This is a genomic window from Neorhizobium petrolearium (genome assembly GCF_029854435.1).
Taxonomy (GTDB): domain Bacteria; phylum Pseudomonadota; class Alphaproteobacteria; order Rhizobiales; family Rhizobiaceae; genus Neorhizobium; species Neorhizobium petrolearium.
This window is the reverse complement of record NZ_CP123000.1, coordinates 2201938-2214779: the sequence shown is the minus strand read 5'-3', so window position 1 is coordinate 2214779 and position 12842 is coordinate 2201938. Positions and strand designations below refer to the sequence as shown.

Here is a 12842-nt window from a genome sequence, read left to right as displayed (position 1 = left end):
AATGCTGATCTGGCTTGTGGAACTGGCGGATAGAATTCAATTCTTCAACCTGTTCCGATACATCACCTTCCGGACGGGAGCGGCCCTCTTCACCTCTGCCTTTATCGTCTTCCTGTTTGGCCCGCGGATCATTGCTTCGCTACGCGTCCGGCAGGGCAAGGGCCAGCCGATCCGTGCCGACGGACCGCAGACGCATTTCAAGAAAGCCGGTACGCCGACCATGGGCGGACTGATGATTCTGGCGGGCATCCTCGGCGGTTCGCTGCTCTGGGCCGATCTTTCCAACATCTATGTGGTCGCCACGCTGCTCGTCACGCTCGGTTTCGGTGCGATCGGCTTCTATGACGACTACCTGAAGGTGACGAAGCAGACGGAGAAGGGCTTTTCCGGCAAAGCGCGGCTTGGCATCGAATTCGTCATCGCCGGCATCGCCGTCTTTTTCATGATGCGCGTGGCGCTGGCGACGGGTTCTTCGACCAATCCGGTTCTCGGGACGTCGATCGCCTTTCCTTTCCTCAAGGATTTCCTCCTCAATCTCGGGTTTTTCTTCATCCTGTTCGGCGGCTTCGTGATCGTCGCGGCGGGCAATGCGGTTAATCTGACGGACGGCCTCGATGGGCTCGCGATCGTGCCCGTCATGATCGCTGCGGCTTCCTTCGGCGTGATCGCCTATCTCGCCGGCAACGCGGTCTTCGCGAACTACCTGCAGATCAATTTCGTGCCCGGCACGGGTGAACTTGCCGTCATTCTTGGCGCGGTGATCGGCGCGGGCCTCGGCTTCCTCTGGTTCAACGCGCCGCCGGCTGCAATCTTCATGGGCGACACCGGTTCGCTGGCCCTCGGCGGCCTGATCGGCTCCGTCGCCGTCGCCACCAAGCACGAGATCGTCATGGCGATCATCGGGGGCCTCTTCGTCATAGAGACGCTGTCGGTGATCATCCAGGTCGGATTCTTCAAGATGACCGGCCGGCGCGTCTTCCTGATGGCGCCGATCCATCACCATTTCGAAAAGCTTGGCTGGACGGAAAGCCAGGTGGTGATCCGCTTCTGGATCATCGCCGTCGGGCTTGCGCTCCTCGGGCTTTCGACGCTCAAGCTCAGGTGAGACCAAGATGATCCCGGTCACCACATTCAGGGATAAGCAGGTCGCGCTTTTCGGGCTCGGCGGATCCGGACTTGCGACCGCCAGGGCGCTTGTCGCCGGCGGGGCGAAGGTGGTCGCCTGGGACGACAATCCGGATAGTGTCGGGAAGGCTGCGGGCGAGGGGATCACGACTGCTGATCTGCACACCATCGATTGGCCGGCCCAGGCCGCCTTCGTGCTATCGCCAGGTGTGCCGCTCACCCACCCGAAGCCGCATTGGAGCGTCGATCTTGCCCGTGCGGCAGGCGTCGAGATCATCGGCGATGTCGAACTTTTCGTCCGCGAGCGCCGGGCACATGCGCCGGATTGCCCCTTCATTGCCATTACCGGCACAAACGGCAAATCGACGACGACTGCGTTGATCGCTCATATCCTGAAATCGAGCGGCTGCGACACGCAACTCGGCGGCAATATCGGCACGGCCATCCTGACGCTCGATCCGCCGAAGGCCGAGCGCTACTTTGTCGTCGAGTGCTCCTCCTACCAGATCGACCTTGCGCCGACACTTGATCCGACGGCCGGCATCCTGCTCAACCTGACGCCGGACCACCTCGATCGGCACGGCACGATGCAGCATTATGCCGATATCAAGGAACGGCTGGTTGCCGGCAGCGAGACTGCGGTCATCGGCATCGATGATTCCCATTGCGCCCTGATCGCCGACCGCGTCGAACGGGCTGGAGTGTCGGTGAGACGCATATCCAAGCGCAACGTCGTGGCCGATGGACTTTATGCCGAAGGCACACGGATCATCGAGGCGCAGGGCGGCACCTCTGCGGTGCTTGTCGATCTCGACGGCGTCCAGACGCTTAAAGGCAGCCACAACGCCCAGAACGCCGCCGCGGCAATCGCCGCCTGCCTGGCAGTCGGCGTTTCCAGGGATGACATCCGTGCGGGGCTGAAATCCTTTCCAGGCCTCAAGCACCGTATGCAGCCGGTCGGCCAGTTGCGCCATGGGGGCGGGCAGGTGGTGTTCGTCAACGATTCGAAGGCAACCAACGCGGAGGCCGCAGCGCCGGCGCTTTCCAGCTACGGCCGTATCTACTGGATTGCCGGCGGTCTGCCGAAGGAGGGCGGGATCGCAAGCCTCGCTCCACTCTTTCCGCGTATCGTCAAGGCCTATCTGATCGGAGAGGCGGCGCCGGCGTTTGCGGCAACCCTCGGCGAGGCGGTGCCCTATGAGATTTCCGGCACGCTCGAAAAGGCCGTGGCGCATGCCGCAGCGGATGCGGGGGCTGACGCGATGCCGTCCGCGGTGATGCTGTCGCCTGCTTGCGCCAGCTTCGATCAGTTCAAGAATTTCGAGGTTCGCGGCGATGCCTTTGTCGGCTACGTCGCGGCCCTCGAGGGAGTCACGATGTTGATCGAGACCGGAAAGGGACGCTGACAGATGGTAAGCCGCGCAGACCGAGGGCCGCTCGCAGACTGGTTCTGGACGATCGACCGTTTCTTCCTCGTCGCCTTCGTGCTTTTGATGGGCATCGGCTTCATGCTCTCCTTTGCGGCCTCACCGGCGGTTGCCGAGCGAATCGGCCTGCCAAGCTTCCATTTCGTCGAGCGGCATGCGCTCTTCATCCTTCCGTCATTGGCGGTGATGATCGGTCTTTCCTTCCTGACGCCGAGGCAGGTGCGCCGTACGGCGATCATCCTCCTCGTCATTTCGCTGGCGTTGATGGTGCTGGCGCTGTTCTTCGGCGTTGAGGTCAAGGGTTCCCGGCGCTGGATCGGTGTCGGCACTTTCTCAATCCAACCTTCCGAATTCATGAAGCCCGCCTTCGTTGTGGTCTGCGCCTGGCTCTTTGCCGAGCATGCGCGTCAGCCGGAAATTCCGGGCAATCTCTTCGCCATCATCCTGTTCGGCATCGTCGCGGCGCTCCTCGTCGCCCAGCCGGACCTCGGCCAGACCATCCTCACCAGCGTCGTCTGGGGCGGCATGTTCTTCATGGCCGGCATGCCGTGGCTCTGGATCGTCCTGCTCGGCGGTGTCGGAACAGGCGGCATTCTTGCGGCCTATTACATGCTGCCCCACGTGACCGCGCGTTTCGACAAGTTCCTGACTGGCGAAGGCGACCGGTTTCAGATCGAGACGGCGCATGAAGCGATCCTGCAGGGCGGCTGGTTTGGCCAGGGACCGGGCGAGGGGATTGTCAAGCGCATCCTGCCGGACAGCCATACTGACTTCATCTTCTCCGTTGCAGCGGAAGAATTCGGCATTATCTTCTGTATGGCGCTGGTGGCGGTCTTCGCCTTCGTCGTGTTGCGGGGCCTCAATCATGCCTTCAAGGAAGGCAATGACTTCAACCGCTTTGCGGTGGCGGGGCTCGTGCTGCAGATTGGCATGCAGTCGCTGATCAATATCGGCGTCAATCTGGAACTTATGCCGGCCAAAGGCATGACGTTGCCTTTGATTTCCTATGGCGGCTCGTCGATGATCGCTATCTCCATCACGGCGGGGTTCATTCTGGCGCTCACGCGTCACCGCCCGGAAAAGCGGGCCAAGGAGAAGAGCCTGTTCCGTGTCGCTCAAGGCGTACCGGCGGAGTAAATATAGATGACCAAGGGCATCATCCTTCTCGCCGCCGGGGGAACCGGCGGTCACGTATTTCCGGCGGAGGCGCTCGCGCATGAGTTGAAGGCGCGGGGCTATTCCGTCCATCTCGTTACCGACAGCCGAGCGGAGCGTTTCGCGGGCACATTTCCGGCCGACGAGATTCATGTGGTTCCTTCCGCCACGCTGGGCTCGAAAAATCCGATTGCGGTCGCCCGTACCGGCTGGAGGCTCTGGACGGGGCTTCGCGCCGCCCGCCGCCTGGTCAGCAAATTGAAGCCGCTCGCGGTCGTCGGCTTTGGCGGTTACCCCACCGTGCCGCCGCTGATGGCGGCGACCTCCATGGGCGTGCCGTCGATGATCCACGAACAGAACGCCGTGATGGGTCGCGCCAACAAGGCGTTGGCGGGCAAGGTGCAGGCAATCGCCGGCGGCTTCCTGCCGGAGAACAATGGTCCCTATGCGGACAAGACCGTCACCACCGGCAATCCGGTGCGACCGGCGGTGTTGGCTGCCTCTAATATTCCCTACATTGCATCCCGCGGCAGCGATCCATTCCGGCTGGTCGTTTTCGGCGGCAGTCAGGGTGCTCAGTATTTTTCCTCGGTCGTGCCGACGGCGCTCAGCCTGCTCGACAAGGCCGAGCGCGACCGCCTTGTCGTCACCCAGCAGGCGCGGCCGGAAGATAAGGATCGCGTGATCTCCTGCTTTGCCAAACTGAACGCACCGGCCGATATCTCATCGTTCTTCTCGGACATGGCCGAACGTCTGGCGACTGCACATCTCGTCATCTGCCGTTCGGGTGCTTCCACGGTTTCCGAGATCGCAGTGATCGGACGGCCCGCCATTCTCGTGCCTTACCCGCATGCTCTGGATCATGACCAGGCTGCTAATGCAGCGGCACTCGTGGCGACCGGAGGAGCGCAGGTCGTGTCGCAATCGGAGCTTTCGCCGGAAAAGCTGGCATCGCTCATTTCGGCTGCGATGAAGGAACCGGATCGCCTGGAAAAAATGGCCACCGCCGCCAAGACGGCAGGACATCCGAACGCGGCGAGCTTGCTCGCGGATATGGTCGTGGCTATAGCCGAACGCAAGTCGATTGCGGAATTCAGGACGTCGAAGGACTTCGGTAAATCAGAAGATTGGGGAGTGCGGGCATGAAGATGCCGAAGGCCATAGGGCTTGTTCATTTCATCGGCATCGGCGGGATCGGCATGAGCGGCATTGCCGAGGTTCTGCACAATCTCGGCCACAAGGTGCAGGGCTCAGATCAGGCCGACGGCGCCAATGTCCAACGGCTGCGCGACAAGGGCATTCCGGTGTTTGTCGGCCACAGGGAAGAAAACCTGGGCGATGCGGAAGTTGTCGTCGTGTCGACCGCGATCAAGAAGAACAATCCCGAGCTGATCGCTGCGCGTGAAAAATCATTGCCGATCGTGCGCCGTGCCGAAATGCTCGCCGAACTGATGCGCTTCCGCAATGCGATCGCGATCGGCGGCACGCATGGCAAGACCACCACGACCTCGATGGTTGCGACACTCCTGGAGGCTGGCGGGCTCGATCCGACTGTCATCAATGGCGGCATCATCAATGCTTATGGCACCAATGCCCGGATGGGCGAGGGCGAGTGGATGGTCGTTGAGGCCGACGAATCGGACGGCACCTTCCTGAAACTTCCTGCTGATGTTGCGGTCGTCACCAATATCGACCCGGAACACCTCGACCACTACGGCAATTTCGACGCGGTGCGCGCCGCTTTCCGGCAGTTCGTCGAGAATGTACCGTTCTATGGCTTTGGCGTGCTCTGCCTCGACCATCCGGAAGTGCAGGCGCTCGTCGGGCGCATCGAGGATCGCAAGATCATCACCTACGGCGAGAACCCTCAGGCTGACGCGCGCTTCTCCAACGTTCGCACGGAAGGCACGCGCGCGATCTTCGATGTGGAAATCCGCCGCCGCCGCACCGGTCGCGTCTTCAATTTCAAGGATCTGGCATTGCCGATGCCCGGCCGGCACAACATTTCGAACGCGACTGCGGCGATTGCAGTCGCCAATCGGCTCGGCATTTCGGAAGAGAATATCCGCAAGGGGCTTGCGAATTTCGGGGGTGTGAAACGCCGCTTCACGCTCACCGGCATCTGGAATGGTGTGCAGATCTTCGACGACTACGGTCATCATCCGGTTGAGATCAAGGCGGTGTTGAGGGCGGCGCGCGAGGCCTGCCAAGGCCGTATCATTGCCGTTCACCAGCCGCATCGCTACACGCGCCTGTCGAGCCTCTTTGAGGATTTCGCCACCTGCTTCAACGATGCCGACAGCATTATCCTGGCGCCGGTCTATGCCGCGGGCGAAGAGCCGATAGAAGGTGCCAGTTCCGAAGCACTGGTTGCCCGCATCCGCTCGGGCGGCCATCGCGATGCGCGCTATATGGCTTCGCCGGACGAACTTGCTTCGATTGTATCGGGCATTGCGAAACCAGGTGATTTCGTGGTTCTTCTGGGGGCTGGTAATATCACGCAATGGGCGGCGGCCTTGCCGAAGGAACTGGAAAATATTTCGGGACAAAAGGAATGAAACAGGTGAATGGGGAAAAGCTGCTGGCGTCGCTGGGGGATGACGTCAACAAACTGCGCGGGCGCCTGACGCCGGATGCGCCGATGGATCGCGTTACCTGGTTCCAGGCCGGCGGTCTCGCCGAGCTCATGTTCCAGCCTCACGACGTCGATGACCTTGTCACCTTCCTGAAGATCCTGCCGGAGGACGTGCCGCTGACGGTGGTCGGCGTCGGCTCCAACCTGCTGGTCCGTGACGGCGGCATTCCGGGCGTCGTCCTTCGCCTTTCCGCCAAGGGGTTCGGCGGGCTCGATCTCGTCGGCGAGAACCGCATCCAGGCCGGTGCCATTTGCCCCGATAAGTATATCGCCGCCATGGCGATGGATAATGGGATCGGTGGTTTCGCCTTCTATTACGGCATTCCGGGTTCGATCGGCGGCGCGCTGCGCATGAATGCCGGCGCCAACGGCACGGAGACGGCGGACCGGGTGGTCGAAGTCCATGCGGTCGACCGCAAGGGCAACAAGCATGTGTTCTCGAAGGAGGAGATGGGCTACAGCTACCGCCATTCATCGGTGCCGGCAGACCTGATCTTCACGCACGCTGTCTTCGAAGGTTATCCCGAGGACAGGGCGAAGATTCGCGCCGAGATGGATGCAGTACGCCAGCATCGCGAGACGGTGCAGCCGATCAAGGAAAAGACCGGCGGTTCGACCTTCAAGAATCCGGAAGGCCATTCGGCCTGGAAACTGATCGACGAAGCGGGCGGCCGTGGCCTGATGAGCGGCGGGGCACAGATGTCCTCGCTCCATTGCAATTTCATGATCAACATCGGTCATGCGACCGGTTACGACCTGGAATATCTTGGCGAGACCATCCGTCAGCGCGTCTTTGAACATTCCGGCATCAAGCTTGAATGGGAAATCAAGCGGCTCGGCATCTTCATGCCAGGTCGCGAGGTCAGACCATTCCAGGGCGTCACGACCGAGTGACCATACCCCAAACTACTGCCTAGTATCCTTGCAAGATGCCGTAAAATCAATATTTTGCGGTATCTTTCTTATATTCTGGTTTCGTTTTTCCGCGCCAGGCGTATGATAATGGACAATATATTTCAGCCATTTCTTATTCATTGGGCGTTCACGAACAGCCGTTGCATAATCATTGTGCATCAAGTGAGTCGCGCCTGATGCCGGCACGTGCCGGAGGCGCGCGATTAGGGGGATGTAACAACATGTTCAAGAAATTTGCAGCCGAATTCCTCGGCACTTTCTGGCTTGTCTTCGGTGGATGCGGCAGCGCGGTTGTGGCTGCCGCATTTCCTGATCTTGGAATCGGCTTCGTAGGCGTCGCGCTGGCATTTGGTCTGACGGTCCTTACCATGGCCTTTGCCGTCGGTGGCATTTCCGGCGGACATTTCAATCCGGCGGTATCGGTCGGGTTGACGGTGGCGGGCAGATTGCCGGCCTCCAATCTCCTTCAGTATGTCGTTGCCCAGGTGCTCGGAGGTATTGTTGCAGGGTTGGTTCTCTATCTCATCGCTTCCGGCAAGGCCGATTTCCAGCTCGGCGGTTTTGCGTCCAACGGCTATGGCGAGCACTCACCCGGCGGTTATTCACTGACCTCCGCGTTGCTTGCGGAAATCGTTCTTACCGGCTTCTTCATCTTCATCATCCTGGGAGCGACCGGGCCAAAGGCACCGGCCGGCTTTGCTCCGATCGCGATTGGTCTCGCGTTGACGCTCATCCATCTGATCTCGATCCCGATCACCAATACGTCCGTCAATCCGGCCCGTTCCACCGGCGTGGCGGTGATTGCCGGGGGCTGGGCGCTCGAGCAGCTTTGGCTCTTCTGGGTGGCTCCTATCGTCGGCGCGGTCCTCGGCGCTCTGGCATGGAAGGTTGTGGACGATTCGGAATGATCGGCAACGATCCAGGCCGAAGGTAAGCCGCATTCTGCCTTAAAAGAAAGCCCGCGAGATTGTCGGTCTCGCGGGCTTTTTCTCGTCCCGACGTCATTCAGGTCGGATTTAGAGCGGGATGAATTTAGGCGGAATCGGCATGGGGATTCCCTTTTGTGAGCAAATCAGATTCACTATTCAGGCCGGTGCAGGAGGCCGGCCAGGATGGCGAGACCCTTTTCGGATGACCTTAGGGACCGTGTTGTTGGTGCAGTGACGCGCGATGGGGTGTCCTGTCGGGCGGCGGCGAAGCGCTTCGGCATCGGCATCAGCACGGCGATCGATTGGGTACGGCGCTTCCGTGAGACGGGCAGCGCCGCCGCCGGCCAGATGGGCGGGCACAAGCCGCGAGCGATCGCCGGTGAGCATCGGGCCTGGCTAATCGAGCGCTGCCGCGCGCAGGCATTCACCTTGCGCGGGCTGGTCGCGGAATTGGCGGAGCGGGGCCTGAAGGTCGACTACCGCTCCGTCTGGATCTGCGTGCATGAGGAAGGGCTGAGTTATAAAAAAAGACGTTGGTCGCCAGCGAGCGCGACCGGCCCGATGTCGCCGCCCGACGCAGCCGCTGGCTGAAGCATCGCCATCGCATCGATCCGGCCCGCCTCGTCTTCATCGACGAGACCTGGACGAAGACGAACATGGCGCCGCTGCGAGGCTGGGCGCCGCGCGGCGAACGGCTGTTCGGCCAGGCTCCCTTCGGCCACTGGAACACCATGACGTTCATTGCCGCCCTGCGCGTTGATCGCGTCAGCGCGCCCTGGGTCATCGACCGGCCGATCAACGCGACGAGCTTCCTCGTCTATGTCGAAAAGGTGCTGGTGCCGGAGCTCACGCCCGGCGACATCGTCGTGATGGACAATCTCGGCTCGCACAAGGCCGCGGCGATCCGCACCGCCATCCGCAAGGCCGGCGCGCGGCTGTTCTTCCTGCCGCAATACTCCCCCGATCTCAATCCGATCGAAAAGCTCTTCGCCAAGATCAAACACCGGCTACGCGAGGCGCAGGCCAGAAGCCGCAACGCCATCCATGACGCGCTCGCAACCATCCTCCAAACCGTTTCTCCAAAAGAATGCCAGAACTATTTCAACGAGGCCGGATATGAACGGATCTAAAATCATCCCGCTCTAATCATCAAGAATAATAGTTCGAAGTCCGTATCGATGCAGGCGCTCATTCGCGTCATGACGGAATGCGTTAATAATCGCTCATTCGATTTTTCCTTTATTTTCATGCCTTTGCCCGGTGGCATTAATCAAAGTAAACGATTTGTTAACCATATTGAGGCACTAATGCAGTCAAATCTTATATCCGGTGGGAATCGCCTCCGGAACGAGTTTGGCGCAAGCGCCGTGGCATAGACTGAAGTCCTTTTTTCGGGAGTGAACGATGAGTGGCAAGCATGTCGCTGTTTTGATGGGAGGGCTTTCCTCCGAGCGGCCTGTAAGCCTGTCTTCGGGCAATGCCTGTGCCGATGCTCTTGAGGGTGAGGGCTATCGCGTCACTCGCGTCGATGTCGGGCGGGATATTGCGACGGTGCTCACCGATCTCAGGCCGGACGTTGCCTTCAATGCACTGCATGGGCCTTTTGGCGAGGACGGAACGATCCAGGGCATTCTCGAATATCTGCAGATACCTTACACCCATTCCGGCGTTCTGGCGTCTGCGCTCGCCATGGACAAGCATCAGGCCAAACGGGTCGCTCAGTCGGTCGGCATTCCCGTTGCGGAAGCCAAGGCAATGAACCGCTTCGATATTTCCAGCGCGCATCCGATGGCTCCGCCTTATGTGGTGAAACCGGTGCGCGAAGGGTCATCCTTTGGCGTCGTCATTGTCCAGGAGAATCAGCCGCATCCGCCTCAGGTCATCGGTTCCTCCGAATGGCGTTACGGGGATCACGTGCTCGTCGAGCGTTACGTTTACGGTCGCGAGCTGACCTGTGGGGTCATGGGCGATGTGGCGCTTGGCGTAACGGAAATCCTGCCGGTAAGTCATGCTTTTTACGATTACGATGCAAAATATGCCGAAGGTGGGTCGAAACACATCATTCCTGCACAAATTTCACCGAATGTTTACCAAAAGATTCAAACACTGGCGCTCAAGGCGCATCAGGCGATGGGCTGCCGGGGCGTCAGTCGCTCAGACTTCCGCTACGACGACCGTTTCTCCGAGGATGGTGAGATTATCTGGCTCGAAATCAATACGCAGCCCGGTATGACCCCCACATCGCTGGTGCCCGAAATGGCCGCGCATGCCGGCCACTCTTTTGGTGAACTGGTCCGTTGGATGGTGGAGGATGCTACGTGTTTGCGTTGATCGGCAATAGAGCGGGTGGACCGCGCGGCCGTTCTCAGGCTCTCTATCTCGGTGTCGAAGAGCGGCGCGTGCTTCCGCGGCCGCTTCGCCGGATGGTGCGTTTTTGCGTCAGCCTTGCAACGGGCCGAATTCATATTCCTCCCCACACGGGCACCGTGTCGGCATTCGGTTTCTTTGCTGCCGTCGGCCTTTACGGGATGTCGCTCGGTGGGCACGGTCACGAGGTCGCGCAGGCGACGACGGCGGCTGTCGGTTTCGCCATCGAAGACGTGCGCGTTTCGGGCAATGAGCAAACCTCCGAGATCGATATTCTCCAGCTTCTCGGTCTCGATGGCACGACATCGCTCGTGGCGCTCGATATCGATGCGGCCCGCCGCAAGCTTTCGGAATTGCCCTGGGTCGAATATGCGGAGGTCCGCAAGGTTTACCCGAGGACGATCGATGTCATGCTCAAGGAGCGTCAGGCATTCGGCATCTGGCAGCACGGTACCGAGCTTTCGCTGATCGAGAAGAATGGCAGCGTGATCGCGCCGCTGCGCGACAACAAGTTCACCTCGCTTCCGCTCTTCGTCGGTCGCGATGCCGAGACGGCTGCCTCTTCCTTCGAAGAGGAGATGTCGGGCTGGCCCGAGCTGAAAAACCGCGTGAAAGCCTATGTCCGCGTCGCGGGCCGACGTTGGGACCTGCACCTCGACAACGGTGTCGTACTCAAGCTGCCGGAAAGCAACGTCGCCAAGGCTCTTGCCGTGCTTGCCCGCCTTGAAAAGGAACAGGGTGTGCTGGAGCGTGACATTGCGGCCGTCGATCTTCGTCTTGAAGACCGGACCACCATTCAGCTTACCGCCGGCGCTGTCGAGCGTCGCGGGCAGGCGCTGGAAGCGCGGGCCAAGGCTCTTAAGAAAGCGGGAGAGCAAATTTGAGCGTCTTCGGTTCTTCCCATTTCGGTCTGCCGCGCATGAGGCCGCTTTCCTCCAAGCGCAGCCACGTCGTTTCCGTCCTGGACATCGGCTCCACCAAGGTGGTCTGCATGATCGCCCGGCTGACGCCGCGCCAGGAAAGCCAGGTCCTGCCGGGACGCACCCATAACATCGAGATCATCGGCATCGGCCATCAGCGCTCGCGCGGCGTGAAGTCGGGCGTGATTGCCGATCTTGATGCTGCCGAAAGCGTGGTGCGGCTTGCGGTCGATGCGGCCGAGCGCATGGCGGGCCTTACCGTCGACAGCCTGATCGTCAACGTCTCCGCCGGCCGGCTGGCAAGCGACGTCTATACGGCAACGATCGATCTCGGCGGTCAGGAAGTCGAGGCGGCAGACCTCAAGAAGGTTCTCGTCGCGGCAAGCCAGCAGTCGCTGCGTCAGGACCGTGCAATCCTGCATTCGCTTCCGACCGGCTTTTCGCTGGACGGTGAGCGCGGAATCCGTGATCCGCTGGCGATGTTCGGCGACGAGCTGGGCGTCGACATGCATGTGGTCACCGCCGAACGCGCTACGCTCAAGAATCTCGAGCTCTGCGTCAATCGGGCTCATCTTTCGGTCGAGGGCATGGTTGCGACGCCCTATGCCAGCGGTCTCGCGGCCCTCGTCGACGACGAGGTCGAGCTTGGCTGCGCTGCAATCGACATGGGTGGCGGCACGACGACGATCTCGGTCTTTGCGGAAGGCAAGCTCGTCCATACGGATGCGATCAGCCTCGGAGGCCATCACGTCACGACCGATCTGGCTCGCGGTCTGTCGACCCGCATCGAGGATGCGGAGCGCATGAAGGTCGTGCATGGTTCGGCCCTGATGAACAGCGGCGACGAGCGCGACGTGATCTCGGTGCCGCCGATCGGCGAGGACGACCGCGACCAGCCGACCCAGGTGCCGCGTTCGCTGGTCACCCGCATCGTCCGGGCCCGTATCGAGGAAACCCTGGAACTGATCCGCGACCGTATCCAGAAGTCGGGCTTCAGCCCGATCGTCGGCAAGCGTGTCGTGCTGACGGGCGGCGCAAGCCAGCTCACCGGCCTTTCGGAGACCGCCCGCCGCATCCTGGCGCGCAACGTCCGCATCGGCCGTCCGATGGGCGTCTCCGGTTTGCCGGCGGCAGCCAAAGGCCCGGCCTTTTCGACGGCCGTCGGTCTGATGATCTATCCGCAGGTTGCGGACATGGAAACACATGCCTCTCAGAGCGGGCTTATGGCTTCGCTTGGCAGCGGCAACGGCCGGCTGGCGCGCGTGGGCCAGTGGCTGAAGGAGAGTTTTTGATGCGGGGGCTTCTGCCCACTGCCTCAGAGAAGAGTTGGAATGAATTGGCCGGCGGCGATGCGGCCTGAAGAAGAAGG

At 61.0% G+C, this 12842-nt stretch carries 11 protein-coding genes; all 11 read left to right on the top strand.

Annotated features, from left to right (window positions below):
- Position 1 precedes the first annotated feature (1 nt).
- The 11 genes from mraY to ftsA all read left to right on the top strand — a co-directional run bounded on the left by mraY (position 2) and on the right by ftsA (position 12765).
- Entirely contained in the window at positions 2-1105 is a 1104-nt protein-coding gene (gene mraY, locus QEO92_RS11245) for a phospho-N-acetylmuramoyl-pentapeptide-transferase (RefSeq protein WP_227703065.1), read from the top strand.
- 7 nt (positions 1106-1112) lie between these two features.
- Positions 1113-2531, top strand: a complete 1419-nt coding sequence (gene murD / locus QEO92_RS11240; RefSeq protein WP_227703064.1) for a UDP-N-acetylmuramoyl-L-alanine--D-glutamate ligase — start codon at positions 1113-1115, stop codon at positions 2529-2531.
- Between the two features lie 3 nt (positions 2532-2534).
- Positions 2535-3689, top strand: a complete 1155-nt coding sequence (ftsW, locus tag QEO92_RS11235; RefSeq protein ID WP_227703062.1) for a putative lipid II flippase FtsW — start codon at positions 2535-2537, stop codon at positions 3687-3689.
- A gap of 6 nt (positions 3690-3695) precedes the next feature.
- Positions 3696-4853: an undecaprenyldiphospho-muramoylpentapeptide beta-N-acetylglucosaminyltransferase gene (gene murG / locus QEO92_RS11230; RefSeq protein WP_227703059.1), complete on the top strand. Its 1158-nt coding sequence runs from the start codon at positions 3696-3698 to the stop codon at positions 4851-4853.
- Positions 4850-6265 carry a UDP-N-acetylmuramate--L-alanine ligase gene (gene murC, locus QEO92_RS11225; protein WP_227703057.1) on the top strand — a complete coding sequence of 472 codons (1416 nt, stop codon included), beginning with the start codon at positions 4850-4852 and terminating at the stop codon, positions 6263-6265. Before murG ends, murC begins: the two co-directional genes overlap by 4 nt.
- Positions 6262-7236: a UDP-N-acetylmuramate dehydrogenase gene (gene murB / locus QEO92_RS11220; protein WP_037147505.1), complete on the top strand. Its 975-nt coding sequence runs from the start codon at positions 6262-6264 to the stop codon at positions 7234-7236. Before murC ends, murB begins: the two co-directional genes overlap by 4 nt.
- 242 nt (positions 7237-7478) lie before the next feature.
- On the top strand, positions 7479-8165 hold the full coding sequence (aqpZ, locus tag QEO92_RS11215; protein ID WP_037147502.1) for an aquaporin Z: 687 nt from the start codon (positions 7479-7481) through the stop codon (positions 8163-8165).
- Positions 8166-8369: 204 nt separating this feature from the next.
- Positions 8370-9316, top strand: a protein-coding gene (locus tag QEO92_RS11210; protein WP_407721030.1) for an IS630 family transposase whose coding sequence is annotated in 2 segments (ribosomal slippage) — positions 8370-8708 and positions 8711-9316 — 945 coding nt in all. Because the reading frame shifts where the segments join, the coding sequence is not laid out codon by codon here.
- A 274-nt stretch (positions 9317-9590) separates the two neighbouring features.
- Positions 9591-10517 (top strand): D-alanine--D-alanine ligase, encoded by a 927-nt coding sequence (locus tag QEO92_RS11205; RefSeq protein ID WP_227703055.1) that lies wholly within the window; start codon positions 9591-9593, stop codon positions 10515-10517.
- Positions 10505-11437, top strand: coding sequence for a cell division protein FtsQ/DivIB (locus QEO92_RS11200; protein WP_407721176.1), 933 nt, complete (start codon positions 10505-10507; stop codon positions 11435-11437). The genes QEO92_RS11205 and QEO92_RS11200 overlap by 13 nt, the downstream gene beginning before the upstream one ends.
- Entirely contained in the window at positions 11434-12765 is a 1332-nt protein-coding gene (ftsA, locus tag QEO92_RS11195) for a cell division protein FtsA (protein WP_037147492.1), read from the top strand. The genes QEO92_RS11200 and ftsA overlap by 4 nt, the downstream gene beginning before the upstream one ends.
- Positions 12766-12842 lie beyond the last annotated feature (77 nt).

Coding starts and splice junctions, on each gene's coding strand:
- aqpZ (WP_037147502.1), top strand. CDS start 7,479: ATGTTCAAGAAATTTGCAGCCGAATTCCTCGGCACTTTCTGGCTTGTC.
- ftsW (WP_227703062.1), top strand. CDS start 2,535: ATGGTAAGCCGCGCAGACCGAGGGCCGCTCGCAGACTGGTTCTGGACG.
- murG (WP_227703059.1), top strand. CDS start 3,696: ATGACCAAGGGCATCATCCTTCTCGCCGCCGGGGGAACCGGCGGTCAC.
- murB (WP_037147505.1), top strand. CDS start 6,262: ATGAAACAGGTGAATGGGGAAAAGCTGCTGGCGTCGCTGGGGGATGAC.
- QEO92_RS11205 (WP_227703055.1), top strand. CDS start 9,591: ATGAGTGGCAAGCATGTCGCTGTTTTGATGGGAGGGCTTTCCTCCGAG.
- murC (WP_227703057.1), top strand. CDS start 4,850: ATGAAGATGCCGAAGGCCATAGGGCTTGTTCATTTCATCGGCATCGGC.
- murD (WP_227703064.1), top strand. CDS start 1,113: ATGATCCCGGTCACCACATTCAGGGATAAGCAGGTCGCGCTTTTCGGG.
- mraY (WP_227703065.1), top strand. CDS start 2: ATGCTGATCTGGCTTGTGGAACTGGCGGATAGAATTCAATTCTTCAAC.